The 20087-nt window shown below is 65.7% G+C and carries 17 protein-coding genes; 4 read left to right on the forward strand and 13 right to left on the reverse strand.

Annotated elements, in window-relative coordinates; all coding sequences use genetic code 11:
- Positions 1-12: 12 nt before the first annotated feature.
- The 3 genes from typA to LQK81_RS10325 form a co-directional block, all read right to left on the reverse strand.
- Complete coding sequence (gene typA / locus LQK81_RS10315; RefSeq protein WP_230806017.1) at positions 13-1842, reverse strand: translational GTPase TypA; 1830 nt, start codon at positions 1840-1842, stop codon at positions 13-15.
- 121 nt (positions 1843-1963) lie between these two features.
- Positions 1964-3526, reverse strand: a complete 1563-nt coding sequence (locus LQK81_RS10320) for an alkaline phosphatase D family protein (RefSeq protein ID WP_230806019.1) — start codon at positions 3524-3526, stop codon at positions 1964-1966.
- A 177-nt stretch (positions 3527-3703) separates the two neighbouring features.
- Positions 3704-5767: a M3 family metallopeptidase gene (locus LQK81_RS10325; protein WP_230806021.1), complete on the reverse strand. Its 2064-nt coding sequence runs from the start codon at positions 5765-5767 to the stop codon at positions 3704-3706.
- Between the two features lie 392 nt (positions 5768-6159).
- Between LQK81_RS10325 and LQK81_RS10330 the strand changes: the two genes are divergently transcribed.
- Positions 6160-7248, forward strand: coding sequence for a DUF475 domain-containing protein (locus LQK81_RS10330; RefSeq protein ID WP_230806023.1), 1089 nt, complete (start codon positions 6160-6162; stop codon positions 7246-7248).
- 175 nt (positions 7249-7423) lie between these two features.
- Here LQK81_RS10330 and LQK81_RS10335 read toward each other — a convergent pair whose 3' ends face one another.
- From LQK81_RS10335 to LQK81_RS10355, 5 genes are all read right to left on the reverse strand, one after another.
- On the reverse strand, positions 7424-7684 hold the full coding sequence (locus LQK81_RS10335) for a hypothetical protein (RefSeq protein ID WP_230806554.1): 261 nt from the start codon (positions 7682-7684) through the stop codon (positions 7424-7426).
- A gap of 76 nt (positions 7685-7760) precedes the next feature.
- Positions 7761-9278 (reverse strand): tripartite tricarboxylate transporter permease, encoded by a 1518-nt coding sequence (locus tag LQK81_RS10340; RefSeq protein ID WP_230806025.1) that lies wholly within the window; start codon positions 9276-9278, stop codon positions 7761-7763.
- Between the two features lie 13 nt (positions 9279-9291).
- Positions 9292-9783 (reverse strand): tripartite tricarboxylate transporter TctB family protein, encoded by a 492-nt coding sequence (locus LQK81_RS10345; protein ID WP_230806027.1) that lies wholly within the window; start codon positions 9781-9783, stop codon positions 9292-9294.
- Positions 9780-10724: a Bug family tripartite tricarboxylate transporter substrate binding protein gene (locus tag LQK81_RS10350; protein ID WP_230806029.1), complete on the reverse strand. Its 945-nt coding sequence runs from the start codon at positions 10722-10724 to the stop codon at positions 9780-9782. Before LQK81_RS10350 ends, LQK81_RS10345 begins: the two co-directional genes overlap by 4 nt.
- A 230-nt stretch (positions 10725-10954) precedes the next feature.
- Positions 10955-12001, reverse strand: a complete 1047-nt coding sequence (locus tag LQK81_RS10355) for an ABC transporter substrate-binding protein (protein WP_230806529.1) — start codon at positions 11999-12001, stop codon at positions 10955-10957.
- 196 nt (positions 12002-12197) lie between these two features.
- Between LQK81_RS10355 and LQK81_RS10360 the strand changes: the two genes are divergently transcribed.
- Together LQK81_RS10360 and LQK81_RS10365 are read left to right on the forward strand one after the other, a co-directional pair.
- Positions 12198-12872: a response regulator transcription factor gene (locus LQK81_RS10360; RefSeq protein ID WP_230806031.1), complete on the forward strand. Its 675-nt coding sequence runs from the start codon at positions 12198-12200 to the stop codon at positions 12870-12872.
- The gene (locus LQK81_RS10365; protein ID WP_230806033.1) at positions 12869-14254 is read left to right on the forward strand and encodes a sensor histidine kinase; all 1386 of its coding nucleotides are present in this window, start codon (positions 12869-12871) and stop codon (positions 14252-14254) included. Before LQK81_RS10360 ends, LQK81_RS10365 begins: the two co-directional genes overlap by 4 nt.
- A gap of 24 nt (positions 14255-14278) precedes the next feature.
- Here the strand turns inward: LQK81_RS10365 and LQK81_RS10370 are convergent, their stop codons facing one another.
- Entirely contained in the window at positions 14279-14920 is a 642-nt protein-coding gene (locus LQK81_RS10370; RefSeq protein ID WP_230806036.1) for a LysE family translocator, read from the reverse strand.
- Between the two features lie 167 nt (positions 14921-15087).
- Positions 15088-16311: an argininosuccinate synthase gene (locus LQK81_RS10375; RefSeq protein ID WP_230806038.1), complete on the reverse strand. Its 1224-nt coding sequence runs from the start codon at positions 16309-16311 to the stop codon at positions 15088-15090.
- Between the two features lie 181 nt (positions 16312-16492).
- On the opposite strand from LQK81_RS10375, the gene LQK81_RS10380 reads away from it, so the two are divergent.
- Positions 16493-17143 (forward strand): LysE family translocator, encoded by a 651-nt coding sequence (locus tag LQK81_RS10380; protein WP_230806040.1) that lies wholly within the window; start codon positions 16493-16495, stop codon positions 17141-17143.
- Between the two features lie 38 nt (positions 17144-17181).
- Here LQK81_RS10380 and LQK81_RS10385 read toward each other — a convergent pair whose 3' ends face one another.
- The 3 genes from LQK81_RS10385 to LQK81_RS10395 all read right to left on the reverse strand — a co-directional run bounded on the left by LQK81_RS10385 (position 17182) and on the right by LQK81_RS10395 (position 19933).
- Positions 17182-17976 (reverse strand): ABC transporter ATP-binding protein, encoded by a 795-nt coding sequence (locus tag LQK81_RS10385; protein WP_230806042.1) that lies wholly within the window; start codon positions 17974-17976, stop codon positions 17182-17184.
- Entirely contained in the window at positions 17973-18854 is an 882-nt protein-coding gene (locus LQK81_RS10390) for an ABC transporter permease (protein ID WP_230806044.1), read from the reverse strand. Before LQK81_RS10390 ends, LQK81_RS10385 begins: the two co-directional genes overlap by 4 nt.
- Positions 18855-18979: 125 nt before the next feature.
- Entirely contained in the window at positions 18980-19933 is a 954-nt protein-coding gene (locus LQK81_RS10395) for an ABC transporter substrate-binding protein (protein ID WP_230806046.1), read from the reverse strand.
- Between the last annotated feature and the right edge of the window lie 154 nt (positions 19934-20087).

Raw genomic sequence — 20087 nt, forward strand, 5'->3', positions numbered from 1 at the left:
CTTCGGCGCGAATCAGGCAGCACCCGCCGTACGCTGCTTCTCGAAGCGCTTGCGATCGTTCGGATCGAGATAGAGCTTGCGCAGGCGGATCGACTTCGGCGTCACCTCGACGAGTTCGTCGTCCTGGATCCAGGAAAGCGCGCGCTCCAGCGTCATCTTGATCGGCGGCGTCAGGCGCACGGCCTCATCCTTGCCGGCGGCGCGGATGTTGGTGAGCTTCTTGCCCTTCAGGACGTTCACCTCGAGGTCGTTGTCGCGCGTGTGGATGCCGACGATCATACCCATATAGACCTTCTCGCCCGCGTCGATGACCATCGGGCCGCGGTCTTCCAGGTTGAAGAGCGCATAGGCGACCGCTTCGCCGGCTTCGTTGGAGAGCAGCACACCGTTGACGCGCCCGCCGATCTCGCCCTTGTAGGGCTGGTAGTCGTGGAACAGGCGGTTCATGATCGCCGTGCCACGCGTATCGGTCAGCAGTTCCGACTGGTAGCCGATCAGGCCGCGGGTCGGCGCGAAGAAGACGAGGCGGACGCGGTTGCCGCCGGACGGGCGCAGTTCGACCATCTCGGCCTTGCGCTCCGACATCTTCTGCACGACGACGCCGGAATGCTCCTCGTCGACGTCGATGACGACTTCCTCGATCGGCTCGAGCATCTGGCCGGTCGCCTCGTCCTTGTGCATGACGACGCGCGGACGCGAAACGGCAAGCTCGAAGCCCTCGCGGCGCATGGTCTCAATGAGGACGGCAAGCTGGAGTTCGCCGCGGCCGGAGACAAAGAACGAATCCTTGTCGCCCGACTCCTCGATCTTCAGCGCGACGTTGCCTTCGGCTTCCTTGAACAGACGGTCGCGGATGACGCGGCTCGTCACCTTGTCGCCTTCGGTGCCGGCGAGCGGGCTGTCGTTGACGATGAAGGACATGGTGACGGTCGGCGGATCGATCGGCTGGGCCTTGAGAGCTTCAGTGACCGACGGATCGCAGAACGTGTCGGCGACCGTGCCCTTGGTCAGGCCGGCGATGGCGACGATGTCGCCCGCATGGGCCTCTTCGATCGCCGTGCGCTCGATGCCGCGGAAGGCGAGGATTTTCGAGATACGGCCGTTCTCGATGAGCTGGCCGTCCTGGCCGATGACCTTGACGGTCTGGTTCGGCTTGATCGAGCCCGAATGGATGCGGCCGGTGATGATGCGGCCGAGGAAGGGGTTGGCTTCCAGAATCGTGCCTATCATGCGGAACGGACCTTCGGCAACCGTCGGCTCCGGCACGTGCTTGAGCACGAGATCGAGCAGCGGCGCCATGCCTTCGTCCTGCGGGCCTTCCGGGTTGACGTTCATCCAGCCGTTACGGCCCGAACCATAGAGGATCGGGAAGTCGAGCTGCTCGTCGGTGGCGTCGAGATTGGCGAACAGGTCGAACACCTCGTTCAGCACTTCCTCGTGACGGCCGTCCGGACGGTCGATCTTGTTGATCGCGACGATCGGCTTCAGGCCGACCTTGAGCGCCTTGCCGACGACGAACTTCGTCTGCGGCATCGGGCCTTCGGAACTGTCGACGAGAACGATCGCGCCGTCCACCATCGACAGGATGCGCTCGACCTCGCCGCCGAAGTCGGCGTGGCCGGGCGTGTCGACGATGTTGATGCGCGTCCCCTTCCACTCGACCGAAGTCGCCTTGGCGAGGATGGTGATGCCGCGTTCTTTTTCGATGTCGTTGGAGTCCATCACGCGCTCGGCGACGCGCTGGTTTTCACGGAAGGAACCGGACTGCTTCAGGAGCTCGTCGACGAGCGTGGTCTTGCCATGGTCGACGTGCGCGATGATCGCGATATTGCGAATGGACATGTTCTGATCTCTGAGGTTCTGGGCGCGCACGAACAAGGAGGCACCGCGTGCATTTGGCGCGCTCCATACATGGTTTTACGCAATTGCGAAAGAGGCAGGCCGAAACTCTGTACGCCGGCGTTCAGGCCGTCACCGCCGGATCGAGTGTGACGTTCCACAGTTCCCTATCCTCCCGGTCCATCAGCCGCACGGTCATCTGCTGGCTGGAGCCCTCAATGTCGACGAGCCCGAAGAACTGCAGGCCGGCCGAGGGCGGCAGATTGCTGTCGACCCCGCCGCCCGACGCCTTCATGAAGCGCACCTCCGGCCCGAACGTCATGTCGAGCGGATGCGGCCCGTAGGTGCCCGAATGCAGCGGTCCGGAGACGAACTCCCAGAACGGCTCGAATTCCCTGAACGCCGCGCGCGCCGGATCGTAGTGATGGGCGGCGGTATAGTGGATGTCGGCGGTGAGCCAGACGACGTTGCGGATCGCGTTGTCGCGCATGAACGAGAGCAGGTCGGCGATGTCGCGCTCGCGTCCCGCAGGCGGTCCGTTCAGCCCGTCGGCGACCCCCTCGTAGCCGACCTTCAGGCCGTAGTCGTCCCAGATCATCACGCCGAGCGGCATGTCGCAGGCGATCACCTTCCACGTGGCCTTCGACGCGGCAAGTTCGCGCTTCAGCCAGTCCGCCTGTCGCCGGCCGAACAGATGATGGTCGGATCTGCCGCGGTTGGCATCGCGATAGGAGCGCAGGTCGACGAAGAACACGTCGAGCAGCGGACCATAGGCGATCTTGCGGAAGATCCGCCCGGGCTCGTCGGCGCAATAGCGGATCGGCGTCATCTCCTGGAAGGCGCGCTTGGCGCGCCCGGCATAGACGGCGATATCCTTTTCCGGATAGCGCGGATCGTCCCGGAGATCCTTGGAGGCCGACCAGTTGTTCAGCACCTCGTGATCGTCCCACTGGAAGAATGTCGGGCATTGCGCGTTGAAGTCCAGCAGGTGCCGGTCGAGCATGTTGTATTTCCACTGCCCGCGATATTCCGAAAGTGTGCGCGCCACCTCGCGCTTCTCGTCGCTGACGATGCGGTTCTTCCAGATCGTGCCGTCGCGAAGCCGGATCTCGTCGGGGATGGGATTGTCGGCATAGATCGTGTCGCCGGAATGGATGAAGAAATCCGGCTCGTGCAGCAGCATGGTCGAGTAGGTCTTCATGCCGATGTCGTCGATGCCCCAGCCCTGCCCGGCCGTATCGCCGGACCAGACGAACCGGACCGAGCGCCGCCGCAGCGGCGCGGTCCGGAACCGGCCCACGATCGGTTCGGAGACCAGATGCGCGGAAGAGGGATCCGTCGCCGTCAGCCGGTAGAAGATGTCCTGGTCCGGCAGGAGCTCCGTCAGCAGATGCTTTGCAGCGAAGTCTGTCTCCTGTCCCGCCTTCAGGACCGGGCCGCGCGTGGCATTGGTGAAACTCTCGGTGGTGGAATACTCGACCGCGATCTCCGCCGGCCGATCGGTTCGCGCCCAGATCATGCCCGACGAGGTGTCGACGTCGCCCGACTGGACGCCATGGGTGAAGACCGGGCTGCCGTGACGCCGGGCATAGTGCGGGACGGCCAGCGCCGAGGAGGCCGCAAGGCCGGCGGCGCTCGCCGTCAACAGAAAGGAGCGCCGTGTCAGGAGGTCGGCCGCCGTCGCCATGAATCCCTCGTCGATACCGCGCGAATCGCTGTCCGATCCGCGCGGCCGACCATCGGGCGGTCACGTGTCATCGACGTTACGGATCGATGACGTCGGCGATACAGTTCGGTGACGGGAGGATGACGTGGGGATGCCCACCCCTCTCAAGGGAAGGGTGGGCACGTCACGCAGCCGGGGTCAGGCCGCCAGGCCCTTCTTCTCCAGCATCGCGTCGATCGACGGCAGCTTGCCGCGGAAGGCCTTGTAGGCGTCCTCGGGGTCGATGGCGCCGCCGACGGAATAGATGTTGGCCTTCAGCTTCGCCGCCATGCCGGGGTCGAAGGCGTCGCCGGTCTCGGTGAAGGCGGCAAACGCGTCGGCATCGAGGACCTCCGACCACATGTAGGAATAGTAGCCGGCCGAATAGCCGTCCCCGGAAAAGACATGCTGGAAGTGCGGCGTCGCATGGCGCATGACGATCGATGCCGGCATGCCGATCTCTCCCAGCACCTCGCCCTGAACCGCCATCGGATCCTCGATCGCACCCTGCGTATGGAAGGCCATGTCGACCAGGGCCGAAGAGGTGAACTCCACGGTGGCGAAGCCGGCGTTGAAGGTGCGCGCCGCCAGCACCTTGTCCAGGAGCGCCTGCGGCATCGGCTCGCCGGTCTCGTAGTGCACGGCGTAGGTTCTCAAAATCTCCGGCACCGTCAGCCAGTGCTCGTAGAGCTGCGAGGGCAGCTCGACGAAGTCGCGCGAGACGCCGGTGCCCGAGACCGACGGATAGGTCACGTCCGACAGCATGCCGTGGAGGGCATGGCCGAATTCGTGGAACAGCGTGCGCGCGTCGTCGAGCGACAGCAGCGCCGGCTTGCCCTCGGCCGGCTTGGCGAAATTGCAGACGTTGTAGATGATCGGGATCTCGCCGGTAGTGCCGTTCTTCAGCGGTAGCTTGTGCTGGCTCTGGTAGGAGCTCATCCAGGCGCCGGAGCGCTTGGAGGACCGGGCGAAATAGTCGCCGAGGAACATGGCGACGAGCCTGTTGTCGCGGTCGCGGATCTCGAAGACGCGTACGTCCGGGTGATAGGCCGGCACACCCGCAAGCGGAACGGCATAGATGCCGAACAGCCGCCCGGCGACGTCGAAGCACGCCTCGATCACCTTTTCCAGCTGCAGATAGGGCTTCAGCTCGGCCTCGGAGAAGTCGAATTTTTCGGCACGCAGCTTTTCCGCATAGTACCGCCAGTCCCACGGCATGACGGGATGATTGCGCCCTTCGGCGGCGACGAGGCGGGCAAGTTCCTGCTCTTCCTCCGTCGCGCGCGCCACAGCCTTCTCCCAGACCTGGGTGAGAAGCCCGTTCACGGCATCGGGCGTCTTCGCCATCGTGTTGTCGAGCTTGAGCGCGGCATAGTTCTCGTAGCCCAGAAGTGCCGCCTTCTCCGCCCGCAAGGCCAGCGTCTCGCGCACGATCGCGCGGTTGTCGGTAGCTCCGCCGGTGATGCCGCGTGCCGTCCAGGCGCGGAACGCCTGCTCGCGCAGTTCGCGCCGGGCGGAAAACGTCAGGAACGGCTCGATGATCGAGCGCGACAGCGTTACCGCGTATCCGCCCTCCGCACCCCGGTCGCGGGCCGCCGCCGCCATCGCATCCTTGAGGAAGTCCGGCAGCCCCTCGAGGTCGGCTTCCGCGGAAAGCAGCAGCGACCAGTCCTTCTCGTCGGCAAGCACGTTCTGGCCGAATTGCGCGCCGAGCCCGGCGAGCTGTTCGTTGATGGCCGACAGCCGTTCCTGCTCGGGCTTTGCGAGCTTGGCGCCGGACTTGACGAAACCCTTCCAGTGCCGCTCCAGCACGCGCGTCTGCTCGAGCGAAAGCCCGAGCCCGTCGCGCCCCTCCCACAGCGCATCGATTCGGGCGAAGAGTTCGGCATTGTTGCCGATCTTCGAATAGTGCCGCGACATCTTCGGCGCGATCTCGCGCTCCAGCGCCTGGATGATCTCGTTGGTATTGGCGCCGGCGCGGCTCCAGAACAGCGCCGAGACGCGCGATAGCTCATCGCCGGCGATCTCGAGCGCCGTGACGGTGTTGTCGAAGGTCGGCGCCTCGGCGTTGCTCGCGATCGCATCGATCTCCGCCTCGTGCAGGGCGAAGGCCGCATCGAACGCTTCGGCAAAACTGTCGTCGGAGACGAGGTCGAAGCGCGGCAGGCCGTTGATCCCGCTCCAATGAGTGAGGGCGGGGCTGATCTTGGAAGGTGCGCTCATTGTGAAGTGTTCCTCGTGTGGCAGGTCTGATCCCCGGAATATAGGGACAGAATGCCGGCTTGTGTACGCCGCCGGCATCCATTTCTTTCACCGTCGGACCGATGTGCCTCTGGGCCGGCCGCTGCGCGAAAAAGCTTGACGAAACGGCCCGCTTCGGGGAAAACGAATTGCTGCGGCCCCGGACATCCCGCCGCAGCACCAAACTTTGGTGCCGGGCCCCTCTGGCGAGAGTTTTTACGGCGCTCTCGTGATGTCGGTACCGCCAGCAATTAAGCCGGCGGATTCAAGAACATGAAAATCCTGAACATGCCTGATGCGCATGCCCTTTCTGGCACGCGCCTTTTTCCCATCTGCAACCGTGTAAATTCCGTCCTCGAAAGCGAGGTGCGGGCATGACCACGCGCGTACAGCCGAAAAGTTCACTGTCCTATTTCACCTGGGCCTTCATTGTCACCGCGCTCGGCCTCCTTCTCGGCGCCTGGCTCGGATGGCAGACCACCGGTACGATCGGCGGAATGGCGACGGTCTTCTTCATCTGCACCGTGCTTGCGGTGCTGGAGATCTCGCTGTCCTTCGACAACGCCATCGTCAACGCCAACAAGCTCAAGGACATGACGCCGGAGTGGCAACACCGGTTCCTGACCTGGGGCATCCTCATCGCCGTCTTCGGTATGCGTATCGTCTTCCCCCTTCTGATCGTCGTGATCGCGGCCCAGATCGGCCCGATCGAGGCGATCGTGCTGGCGGCCAGACAGCCGGAGGAATACGCCCGGATCATGCACGAGGCGCATCTGCCGATCGCAGCCTTCGGCGGCACCTTCCTGATGATGGTCGGCCTCACCTACTTCTTCGACCATGAGAAGGACGTGCACTGGATCGCCTTCATCGAGAAGCGCATGGCCCGCTATGCGACGATCAAGGGCGTGGAGATCGCCTTCGTCCTGATCCTGATCCTCGTCTTCTCGACCTTCCTCGAAGGCGAGGCGGCGGACAGCTTCGTCTATTCGGCCATCTACGGTCTGCTGACCTTCCTGGCCGTCGAAGTCGTGGGTGGCCTCCTGGATGCATCGCAGCAGACGATGAGCGCGGCCGCAAAGGGTGGCCTCGGCGCCTTCATCTACCTCGAGGTGCTCGATGCGAGCTTCTCGTTCGACGGCGTGATCGGCGCGTTTGCACTGACGCAGAACCTCTTCATCATCGCCATCGGCCTCGGCATCGGCGCCATGTATGTGCGTTCGATGACGATCATGCTGGTCGACAAGGGCACGCTCGCCGAATACCGCTACCTGGAGCACGGCGCCTTCTACGCGATCCTGATCCTGTCGGTGATCATGTACTGCCAGACGCTGGTGCATATTCCGGAGGTCATCACCGGCCTCGGCGGCGCCGGCCTCATCGGCATCTCGCTCTGGTCCTCGATCCGCTATAACCGGCGGGAACTGGCCGAGGCACACGGCGCCCAGCCGGTAGAAAACGTCTGACCCGGACGGCGGCGCCATCCCGGCGCCGCTGCTCCTTCACCGAGACAAGAAAAGGCCCGGCGATCTCGGATCGCCGGGCCTTTTGCTGAATACTGCTGTCACTGCCATGTGCCTCGCGGGGCACAGGATCCGCCGTTAAGACCGGCCGGACCCTCCCGTCCTTTGCGGACGATGCTTACTTCGGGAAGCTGGCCGGGTCGATGCCGAGGGTCCGCAGGTCGCGATCCTTCGGACGACGGTTGCCTTCGACCGCTGCTGCGGCTGCACTTGCCGCGCCGAGAACCGCGAATGCGCGGCCCAGGAAACCGTGGCGAACACCATTGCGATTCTGGTTCATGGTCTTGCTCTCTTCTCTAGGGCCTATGCCCTGTTGCGATGCACAATAGATGATACCAAACTGCCTTGCATTCAATGGATAGATCAGCAGGGCAGCCATGCAACGAAAGCAGGCCGCAATCGATTGCGGCCTGCTTCTTGTGCAGATTCCTGTTTTTGCCGATCAGGCGAGCGGCTCAGTCCTCGTTCGCCGCCAGCTGCGACAGCACCTGTCCGCGGCCCCGCGCCCGCAGGATCAGCGGGATGACGAGGGCCGCAGCGGCGATCAGGAGCAGGACGACGGCCACCGGGGAGGCGACCAGCGTCGTCAGGTCTCCCTGGCTGATCGCCAGCGCCCGGCGCAGCTGCTGCTCGGCGAGCGGCCCCAGGATCAGCCCGACCACGACCGGCGCGATCGGGTAGCCGAAGATCCGCATGACATAGCCGAGCAGGCCGAACGCCAACAGCATGCCGAGCTCGAACACCGATGGGTTGGCGCCGATCGTCCCGAGCGTGGCAAACAGCAGGATGCCCGCATAGAGCCAGGGCTTCGGGATCGTCAGAAGCTTCACCCAGAGCCCGATCAGCGGCAGGTTCAGCACCAGCAGCATGAAGTTGGCGATCAGGAGGCTTGCGATCAGGCCCCAGACGAGCTGCGGATTGGTAGCAAACAGCAAGGGACCGGGCTGCAGGCCGTATTGCTGGAAGCCGGCCAGCATGATCGCGGCCGTCGCCGTCGTCGGCAGGCCGAGTGTCAGAAGTGGCACCAGCGTACCGGCGGCAGACGCGTTGTTGGCGGCCTCCGGACCGGCGACGCCCTCGATCGCACCGTTGCCGAATTCCTCCGGATGCTTGGTCAGCCGCTTCTCGGCGGCATAGGACAGGAAGGTGCCGATTTCCGCACCGCCGGCCGGCATGGCGCCGATCGGAAAACCGATCGCCGTCCCGCGCAGCCACGGCTTCCACGAACGCGCCCAGTCGGCGGCGTTCATCCACACCGATCCCTTGACCGCCTCGACCTTGTCCGGCCCCTTGTCGCCCTGTGCTGCGATGTAGAGCGTCTCGCCGATGGCGAACATGGCGACCGCGAGCGTGGTGACCTCGATACCGTCCAGCAGGTCCGGGATGCCGAACGACAGGCGCGCCTGGCCGCTCAGCTGGTCGATGCCGATGATGGCGAGCGTCAGGCCGACGAAAAGCGAGGTCAGCCCCCTAAGGGTCGAATCCCCGAAGGCCGAGGACACGGTGACGAAGGCGAGCACCATCAGGGCGAAATACTCGCGCGGCCCGAACACCAGCGCGACCTTGACGATGAAGGGGGCCACGAAGGCGAGCGCCAGCGTCGCGATCAGGCCGGCAACGAAGGAACCGATCGCAGCCGTCGCCAGCGCCGGGCCGCCGCGGCCGGCGCGCGCCATCTTGTTGCCCTCCAGCGCCGTGACGATCGACGCACTCTCGCCGGGCGTGTTGAGCAGGATCGAGGTCGTCGAGCCGCCATACATGCCGCCATAGTAGATGCCGGCGAACATGATCAGCGAACCTGCCGGGTCGAGCTTGTAGGTGACGGGCAGCAGGAGCGCCACCGTCAGAGCCGGGCCGATGCCCGGCAGCACGCCGACGGCCGTTCCGAGCGTGACGCCGATCAGGGCATAGAGCAGGTTCATCGGCTGAGCGGCGACCAGCAGGCCCTGCATGAGAAATTCGAAAGTACTCATTGGCTACCGCCCCTCAGAAGAACAGGTGCTCGAGCGGCCCGGTGGGCAGGGAGAGCTGCAGAAGCTTGGCGAAGATCGTCCAGACGACGAAGGAGAGGACGATGCCGACGGGAATGGTGATCCAGAGCTTGCGCTTGCCGAAGCCGGCGGCCGTCAGCGCGAACAGCAGGCCCGTCGCGATCGAGAAACCCGCGACCTTCAGGAGCAGCATCTGCGCGGCGAGCCCGCCGACGATCCAGACGACCGGGGCGACTTCCTGTCGCTCGCGTTCCGGAAACTCGCCGCGCCAGGCCTCGATCGCCGTCCAGATCGCAAGGCCGAGGAGACAGCAGGCGATCGCGTAGGGCACGGTCGTCGGCCCGACCTGCGAATAGCCGGCCGCGCCCGCCAGGCGCGAAACGTCCCAGAAGATGAGGCCGGCGATCGCAGCCAGCACCACGGCGATGACGAACGCCGCCCCATCGGGGCGGCGCTTTGCACTTGCGGGTTTGGTCCCGTCCGTCATTCGACCAGTCCGATGTCTTTGAGGATGCCCTCGGTGGCGGACACGTCCTTGGCCAGCTGTTCGTCGAAGGCTGCGCCGGAAAGATAGGTGTCCTGCCAGCCCTTGGTCTTCAGCTGTTCCTGCCAGGCGGCCGACTTGACGAGCTTTTCGATATCGGCCGAAACGGCGGCCTTCTGCTCGTCGCTCAGCCCGGGGGCGGCCGCAACCATGCGCCAGTTCTCGACGACGACGTCGAGGCCGCTTTCCTTGATCGTCGGGGCGTCGATACCCTCGAGCCGGTCGGCGCTGGAGACGGCGAGCAGCCGCAGCGTGCCGGCCTTCACCTGGGATTCGAACTCGCCATAGCCGGAAATGCCGGCGCTGACCTGGGCGCCGAGGATCGCAGCCAGCGCCTCGCCGCCGCCCGAATAGGCGATGTAGTTGATCTTCTTCGGATCGACGCCGGCCGCCTTGGCGATCAGGCCAACGGCGATGTGGTCGGTGCCGCCGGCCGAGCCGCCGGCCCAGGATACTGCGCCCGGATCCTTCTTCAGCGCCTCGACGAGATCGCCGAAAGTCTGGAACGGCGAGGATGCCGGCACGACGATCGCCTCGTATTCACCGGTCAGCCGCGCGATCGGGGTGACGTCCTTCAGCGTGACGGGCGACTTGTTCGTGAGGATAGCGCCGACCATGACGTAGCCGCCGACGATGAGCGCGCCGGCATTGCCCTTGTCCTGGCTGGCGAACTGGGCGAGGCCGATCGTTCCGCCGGCGCCCGGCACGTTGATCACCTGCACGTTGCCGGAAATGCCTTCGGATTGCATGACCGTCTGCAGCGTGCGGGCCGTCTGGTCCCATCCGCCGCCGGGATTGGCCGGCGCGATGATCTTGTAGTCGGCCGCAAACGCAGGCAGCGCCATGGCGCCGGCAAGAATGGAAGCAAGGAAAAACTGTTTCAAGGCATACCCTCCGTCAGGCACGGCTACCGTGGCCGCGCATCGTTGCAATCTGTCGAGGGAGAAAACGCTCCGTGCCGGCATTCATGCCGGCCGCGCCGTGACGGCGGTTCTCCTCCCCTTGCCCCGGCGCCGCCTCCACGGAACCACCGGGCTTTGCAAGCCACCACAAAAACCTGTCATCTAGCTGACATCCTAGCACAGTCTCGCCACGATCGGGGCGCGATCCCGCCCTATTGCGTTCGCAGAACCTCGTTCCAGCGAGCGATCAGCCGCGCCCGCTTCACCTGGTCGAGATAGACCATCAGCCCCGGGCTGACGGGCACCGGCTTGAGCTGCGCCCCCAGGAGCGCCTGCATCCCCGTCGCGGTATTGTCGCCGGCGACGTCGGGCGAGACGGCGGCGATCTGCAGTTCCCGCGCCATGATCGTCTGGCCCTCCTTCGACATGAAGAACGACAGGTAGCGGCGACCGAGTTCGGGCGAGGCCGCCGCCTCCGGCACCAGCCCGATGCGCGACATGACGACCGTGTAGTCCTCCGGCAGGACGATGCCGACATCCGGGTGCCTGGACACCCAGTCGGCGGCATAGGAGCCGAGGATGTTGTAGCCGAGCACGAAGCGGCCGTCGGCGACCCGCTCGAGGATCGCCGAGCTCGTCGAATAGAGCTTCACCCCGGCAGCCCCCATGGCCCGGATCACCGTCCAGATGTCACCGAACTGTTCCTGGTCGCGCGCCATGAACAGGAAGCCGACGCCGGAGCGCTCGATGTCGTAGGTGCCGATGCGGCCGTAGATGTCGTTGCCATGGCGGTTGAGATAGTCGAGGAACTCGGCGCGCGAGGCCGGCGGCTTCTCGTTCTTGAAACTCGGCTTGTGGTAGACGAAGACGGCAGGCTCGAAGGTCAGCGCATAGGCCGTGTTGCGCCAGTTGGCCCATTGCGGCCAGCGCTCGCTCATCGGCAGGTCGCTGCGCTGGGCATAGCCGTCGTTGCTGAGCTTCACCTGCAGGTCCATCGCCGAGGAGAACGCGAAGTCGGCCGTCTTCTGCCCGGCATCGGTCTCCCTGACGACGCGGTCGTAGACCTCGCCGGTCAGCATCTCGTCGTAACGCACCGCCACATCGGGGTTGGCCGCCTGGAAGCCCTTGATCATCGGTCGCGCCAGGGGCTCGTCCAGTGAGGAATAGACGACGAGGACGGGGGCGTCCGGCCTGCCCTCCGGCGCGGGATAGAACGTCTCCCCGGCCATGGCGGGAGAACAGAGGACGGCTGCAAGCATGAAGGCATGAAGGGTGCGCATGGCGGCGAGATTGCCTGACCGGGCCGGCGTTCTCAAGCGGGATCGGGCAAGCTGCGGAAAGCTTGCGAAGTTCGGTATCGATTTTCCGCAAGGTTTGTGCACAAGGTCAAGGCGTGGCCCACCTGCAGCACCGCCACCGTCGGCATGGAAGGGTGAACCGGGAGGAAGGAACCAGGTGCGCATACTGCTCGTCGAAGACAACCGGACCCTGGCCGATGGCCTCTCCGCCATCCTGCGCGGCACGGGACACGCCGTGGACGTCGTCAGCGACGGTGCCTCCGCCGATGCCGCGATCTCGGCGGAAACCTTCGATCTGGTGATCCTCGACCTGACCCTGCCGGAGATGGACGGGCTGGAGGTGCTGCGCGCCATGCGCGCCCGCCAGAACCGGGCGGCGGTGCTGATCCTGACCGCGCGCGGTGCAGCGGAGGACAAGGTGAAGGGCCTCGATCTCGGCGCCGACGACTACATGAGCAAACCCTTCGACATCTCCGAATTCGAGGCGCGCGTGCGGATGCTGCTCCGCCGGCAGGCCGGCTTGCGCACCTCCGCGCTCAGTTTCGGCAGGGTGGAATTCGACCTCAACTCGCGAACCTTCTCCGCCGGCGGCGTGCCGCTCGACATCCCGGCAAGGGAGCTCGGCCTTCTGGAGATCCTGTTCCTGCGCGCCGGCAAGGTGGTGTCCAAGGAGGCGATCATGCAGTCGCTCGCCGCCTTCGACGACGATCTCAGCGCCAACGCCATCGAGCAATATGTCAGCCGCCTGCGCAAGCGCCTTGCCCCGCACGAACTCACGGTGCGCACCGCCCGCGGCATCGGCTACTATCTGGACAAGGCGGCCCCGGCTTGACCCGCAATCCGGCTCCATCGCTGCGCCGCCAGCTTCTCGTCTGGCTCCTCGTCGCCACCGCCGTCTTCGGCATTCTGGCTCTGATCGACACCTATCGCGAGGCGGTCAAGACGGCGAACACAGTCTCCGACCGCGTGCTCGCCGGCTCCGCGCTCGCGATCGCCGAGCGGGTCGTGGTCAACGAGAACGGCGCCCTGGAGGTGGACATTCCCTATGTGGCGCTGGAGATGCTGACCTCGGCCGCCCAGGACCGTGTCTTCTATCGCGTCGAAGGCCCTCCCGGCCATTTCATCACCGGCTACCAGGCGCTTCCGACGATCACGGGGGCGGGCAACCGGCCGACGGCCTATGCGGATGCGAGCTTCCGCGGCGAGGCGATCCGGGTGGCGGTGCTGCACCGCTCCGCCTCCACCGGCGTCAATTCGGTTCCCTTCGTCGTCACGGTCGCCGAGACCACGATCGCGAGGCGCCAGCTCGCCCAGGCCATTCTCTTCCGCTCCGCGCTCCGCCTCTCCCTCATGATCACGGGGGCCGCGGCCATCGTCTGGATCGCCGTCACGCTCGCCCTGCGTCCGCTCTATCGTCTCAGCGATGCGATCGCCGAACGCAGCCCCGACGACCTGCACCCGATCGAGCAACAGGTGCCGCAGGAGGTCGAGGGCCTTGTCGAGACCGTCAATTCCTTCATGGTCCGCCTGCAATCGGCGCTGAATTCGCTGCGGCACTTCTCCGGCAATGCCAGCCACCAGCTCCGCACGCCGCTGGCCATCATCCGCACCCAGCTCGCGCTCGCCACCCGGGCCGGCACGCTTCGCGAGGCACAGGATGCGGCGCGCAAGGGTGATGCGGTGGTGGCGCATGCCGAGCGCATCCTCGCCCAGCTCCTGCTGATGGCGAAGATCGACGCGGCAGGATCGGCAGAGCCGCGCCCGCTGGCGGTGACCGACATCACCGCACTCGCCCAGGCGACGACCGCCGACTACGTGCCGCTCGCCGCCCAGGCCGGCATCGACCTCGGCTTCGAGGGCGAACTGCCGGCGCCCGTGCGCGCCGAACCTCTGTTGTTCGGCGAGATGCTGCGAAACCTGATCGAGAATGCGATCGCCTATGCGGGAGCGGGTGCCGAGGTGACCGTCTCGGTCCGGGCGAAGGCGGGCGGGACCAGCCTGCAGGTGGTCGACAACGGCCCCGGGATTCCCGCCGACCGTCGCGCCGAGGTGCTGCAGCGCTTCGCCCGCGGCGGGAACGGAGATGCCCCCGGCATGGGGCTCGGCCTGCCGATCGTCCAGGACATCGCCGCCCTTTTCGGCGCGACGCTGTCACTGGAGGACAATCCGGGCGGACGGGGCCTGTGCGCCACCATCACCTTCCCTGCCGATTGATGCCTGGGTAGACCGAAAGGTCCGCTATGCCCTGCGCCAGCCTGCAAGCCCCGGCGCCGCATGCCAGACGGCCTGCACGGCGAAACCCATGAACAGCACGCCCGACATCCGCACGATCGCCAGCTCGTGGCGGCGATAGAACCTGCGCACGAACGAAGCCCCGATGATCATGATCAGGACGATATCGGCCACCAGAAACCCCAGCAGAGAAACGGCAAGCAGCATGGGCAGGGACGAGAAGTCCAGCGCGCTGGAAGAGCCGGCGAGCAGCGCCGTGAAGGTCGCGAGCGCCACCGGATAGCCCTTGGGATTGGTCAGCCCGAAGATCAGCCCGCGCCGCAACGGCCGCTCCACCGTCACGAGCGGCCTGTCCGCCCCGCGCGGCTTCGCCCTGAGCGCCGTCCAGCCGATCCAGGCGAGGTAGATCCCGCAGAGGAGGCCGAGCACGTCGAACACCAGCGTGCCGATCGCCCTTGCCCCGACGATTGCCACAAGGGCGAGCGTCGACCAGACGATATCGCCGGCCAGATGACCGCCCATGAACATCGCGCCCGCCTTCCGACCCTGGCCGGCGCCGATGCCGAGCAGCGCCAGAAAGGCCGGGCCGGGAATGAGGACATAGAACAGCGCGGCGAGAAAGGCGCCGAACAGCATCGAACCGGTCATGGGAATCTCCGCGGGAAAGAGCCCATCTGAGCCTGTCTCCCGGGCGTCGTCAAGCGTGGTCGAAGCATCGTCCACCTTCGCACGGACGGCTTCTTGCGCAAGCCAGAGAAAAGCCCGCCGAACCAAGTCCGGCGGGCTTTTCAGAGTGGCACCGTGGCCGGCTGCGCTCAGCCCTTGCGGTCGCGTGCGGCGAGCGTGCGCAGGCGCAGCGCGTTGAGCTTGATGAAGCCGGCGGCGTCCTTCTGGTCGTAGGCGCCCTGGTCGTCCTCGAAGGTGACGAGCTTGTCGGAATAGAGCGACTTGTCGCTCTGGCGGCCGGTAACCATGACGTTGCCCTTGTAGAGCTTCAGCGTCACCTCGCCCTCGACGTGCTTCTGGCTGAGGTCGATCGCCGCCTGCAGCATCTCGCGTTCCGGCGAGAACCAGAAGCCGTAGTAGATCAGCTCGGCATAGCGCGGCATCAGTTCGTCCTTGAGGTGCGCGGCACCCCTGTCGAGCGTGATGCTCTCGATCGCGCGGTGCGCGGCCAGCAGGATCGTGCCGCCGGGGGTCTCGTAGACGCCGCGGCTCTTCATGCCGACGAAGCGGTTCTCGACGAGGTCGAGGCGGCCGATGCCGTTGTCGCGGCCATAGGTGTTGAGCGCCGACAGCAGCGTGGCGGGCGACATGCGCACGCCGTTGATCGAGACGGCGTCGCCGCGCTCGAAGCCGACGGTGATAACGGTCGGCTTGTCGGGTGCACTTTCCGGTGAAATGGTGCGCATGTGCACGTATTCCGGCGCCTCGACGGCCGGGTCTTCCAGCACCTTGCCTTCCGAGGAGGAGTGCAGGAGGTTGGCGTCGACCGAGAACGGCGCCTCGCCCTTCTTGTCCTTGGCGACCGGGATCTGGTGCTGCTCGGCGAACTCCAGAAGCTGCGTGCGGCTCTTGAACGACCAGTCGCGCCAGGGTGCGATGATCTTGATGTCGGGGTTCAGCGCATAGGCCGACAGCTCGAAGCGGACCTGGTCGTTGCCCTTGCCGGTGGCGCCGTGGGCGATCGCGTCCGCGCCGGTCTTCCTGGCGATCTCGATCAGGTGCTTGGAGATCAGCGGCCGGGCGATCGAGGTGCCGAGCAGGTAGACGCCCTCGTAGACGGCATTGGCGCGGAACATCGGGAAGACGAAATCGCGGACGAACTCCTCGCGCACGTCCTCGATGAAGATCTCCTTGATGCCGAGCATCTCCGCCTTTTTGCGCGCCGGCTCGAGCTCCTCGCCCTGGCCGAGGTCGGCGGTGAAAGTGACGACTTCGGCGCCGAGTTCGGTCTGGAGCCACTTCAGGATGATCGAGGTGTCCAGGCCGCCGGAATAGGCGAGAACGACCTTCTTGACTTGCTTGGGAGATGCCATGGTTTCTGTCCGTCTGTGTCAGGAAAAGCGGCCGGGCCGCACAGGATGCCGGCCGGCATCTTTTAGTCAGAACGCGCGCGGATACAAGCGCCCCCGCATCGCGGCGTGTCGATTTGCCTTTTCAAGAGGGACGCGGCGGAGTATCGAACGCAGACACCCGGTAAAATGCGGATCGGCTTCGATGGACTACCTGCCCTCGCTTGCGACCCTTGTCGCCTTCACTGCCGCGAGCCTCCTGCTCGCCGCCACCCCCGGCCCGGACATGACGCTGTCGATCAGCCGCGCCCTGTCGCAGGGCCGCGGCCCGGCGCTGTTCGTCGTGCTCGGCACCTCGATGGGCATCGTGGTCCACACGCTGCTCGTCGCCTTCGGCATCTCGGCCCTGATCACCGCCTCGCCGACCGCCTTCATGATCCTCAAGACCGGTGGCGCAGGCTATCTTCTGTGGCTGGCGATCCAGGCGATCCGGGTCGGCTCCAGTTTCTCCGACAGGACCGGCGAGGCCCCGGCCATGCCGAAGGTCTCCGCGCTCGCCAACATCTCCACCGGCTTCTGGGTCAACCTCCTGAACCCGAAGGTCATCATCTTCTTCATGACCTTCCTGCCGCAGTTCGTCTCTGCCGGCGATCCCGATGTCACGGGCAAGCTCATCGTGCTCGGCATGCTGTTCATCATGATCGGCATGCCGGTGAACACGCTCGTGGTGCTGGCCGCAGACCGGCTGTCGGCCTGGCTGAAGGACAACAGGCGCTTCCTGCGCGGCCTCGACTACACCTTCGCCGGCGTCTTCTCGGTCTTCGCCGTGAAGATCTTCATGACGCAGACGCGCTGAACGCTCGCAGAGCCGACAAGCCCGCGGGCGAGCCCGCGTCAGCCGATCAGCAGCGCGTCGTCGTCCAGCGTCTGGCCGCGCATCTTGCGGAACATGGCGATCAGGTCCTCGACCTGCAGCGTCTTGCGGCTGTCGCCGGTGACGTCGAGCACGATCTCACCGCCATGCAGCATGATCGTGCGATGGCCGTAGTCCAGCGCCTGGCGCATGGAATGGGTGACCATCAGCGTGGTCAGCTTGCGCTCCGAAACGATCTTCTGCGTCAGGGTCATGATGAATTCCGCCATGCCCGGATCGAGCGCCGCCGTGTGCTCGTCGAGCAAAAGCACGTCGGAACCCGCGAGCGTTGCCATCACCAGCGACACCGCCTGGCGCTGGCCGCCGGACAGAAGATCCATGCGGTCGCCCATGCGGTTCTCGAGCCCGAGGTTCAGTTCGGCGATGCGCGCGCGGAACAGGTCGCGCCTGCGGGCGCCGAGCGCGGCGGAAAGGCCGCGCCGTTCGCCGCGGCGGGCGGCCAGTGCCAGGTTCTCCTCGATCGACAGCGCGCCGCAACTGCCGGCGAGCGGATCCTGGAACACCCGCGCCACCCGGCCGGCACGCGCCGCCGTCCCCTGGCGGGTCACATCGGTGGTGCCGATCCGCACCTGGCCTGATGTCGCAATCACGTCCCCGGCCAGGACCCCGAGAAGCGTCGACTTGCCGGCGCCGTTCGAGCCGATGACGGTGACGAAGGAGCCTTCCTCGATCGTCAGGCTGACGCCGTTCAGCGCCTGTTTTTCCAAGGGCGTACCGCGGCCGAAAACGACCTTGATGTCGGACAGCGCGATCATGACGTGGCTCCTCCCCGGCGCAGGCGCGGCAGCACGAGCGCCACCGTCACGAGCACGGCCGTCACCAGGTTGAGGTCGGACGCCTGCAGGCCGAGCACGTCGGACGACAGCGCAAGCTGGATGGCGATGCGGTAGAGGATCGAGCCGATCACGCAGCCGATCAGCGCGATCAGGATGCCGCGCGTGCCGAACAGCGTCTCGCCGATGATCACGGCGGCCAGGCCGACGACGATGGTGCCGACGCCGGAGGTCACGTCCGCAAAACCGTTGGTCTGCGCGAACAGGGCGCCGCCGAGGGCGACCAGCGCGTTGGAGAGAGCGATGCCGAGATAGATCTGCCTGTCGGTGTTCACGCCCTGCGCCCGCGCCATGCGCGGGTTGGCGCCCGTTGCACGCATCGACAGCCCCGCGTCACTTTCGAGGAAGCGCCACACCAGAAACAGCGCAGCGACCACCAGCACGCCGATGAACAGCGGGCGAACATAGAAGTCGCGCAAGCCCAGCCCGAAGAACGGGCTCAGCATGGTGTCGGCATTGATCAGCGCGACATTCGGCTTGCCCATGACCCTGAGGTTGACCGAGAACAGCGCGATCATCGTCAGGATCGAGGCCAGCAGGTTGAGGATGCGGAAGCGGACGTTCAGCATCGCCGTGACGAGGCCGGCGCCGGCGCCGGCCACCATGGCGACGGCAGCCGCAAGCCAGGGATTGACGCCGGCGATGATCAGCACGGCCGTGACGGCGGCGCCGAGCGGAAAGGACCCGTCCACGGTCAGGTCCGGAAAGTCCAGCACGCGGAAGGCAAGGTAAACGCCGATCGCGACGAAGGCATAGACCAGCCCCAGTTCGACGGCACCCCAGAAGGCAATCAGGCTCACGGCTCTTGGCTTTCTTTTCTCACCCGTTCCGCGGTCTTCGCGGGAAGGGCCTTTCTAACAGATCAACCGCTGCCGGGCGATCCGGCAGCGGTTGATTCCGGTTTCGATTTTCCGGCGAACCGGGATTATTCGATCACGCGCGTCGCGCGGCCGACGACGGCTTCCGGCAGGGTCACGCCCATTTTCGCCGCGGCCGCCTTGTTGACGACGAGATCGGTGCCTGCGGCAACCTTCACCGCGATGTCGCCCGGGTTTTCGCCCTTGAGGATGCGCACGACGACTTCGCCCGTCTGCCGGCCGACGTCCTTGTAGTTGAAGCCGAGTGCCGCAACGGCGCCGCGCGAGACGGAGTCCGTGTCGGCGGTGAACAGCGGGAGCTTGGCTTCCTCGGCAACGGCGACGGCGCCTTCCAGCGCGGAGATGATCGTGTTGTCGGTCGGAATGTAGATCGCATCGGCGCGGCCAACGAGCGCGCGGGCGGCACCCTGCACTTCAGCCGACTTCGTGGCGGCGGATTCGACGACGGTCAGGCCGGCCTTTTCGGCCTCGGCCTTCAGGACGGCGAGCAGCGAGACGGAGTTTGCCTCGCCGGAATTGTAGAGATAGCCGATGGTCTTGGCCTCGGGGAGGATTTCCTTGATCAGCGCCAGGTGCTCGGCGACCGGCGACATGTCGGAAAGGCCGGTGACATTGCCGCCGGGCTTGTCCATGTCCTTGACGAGCTGTGCGCCGAGCGGGTCGGAAACGGCGGTGAAGACGACCGGAATATCCTTCGTCGCGGAAACGACGGCCTGCGCCGACGGCGTCGAGATCGGCACGATGACATCAGGGCCTTCGCCGGCGAACTGGCGGGCGATCTGCGCGGCCGTCGCGGGGTTGCCCTGGGCCGACTCGTAGAGGAACTTCAGGTTCTCGCCTTCCTTGTAGCCGGCCGCCTCCAGCGCCTCCTTGACGCCGTCGCGGGCGGCGTCGAGTGCGGGATGTTCGACGATGGCGGTCACGGCAACGGTGACGTCTTCCGCCCTGGCGGGCAGCGAAATCGCGACAGTGGCGGCAAGGGCGAGCAAGAGTGAGCGCATGAATGAACCTCCCAGAATGAATTGCGGCCAGCTTCTAGGCAAAACGGCCGGTCAAATCAATTCTTGGATTGCACTTGTTCAATCACACTTTCTGATGAGAGCGCCCGGACAACCTGGTTCAGGCTGCCCCTGCGGTCAAGTCGAGAGACGAGCC

The sequence above is a fragment of the Rhizobium sp. GN54 genome (assembly GCF_021026345.1).
Taxonomy (GTDB): Bacteria; Pseudomonadota; Alphaproteobacteria; order Rhizobiales; family Rhizobiaceae; genus Mycoplana.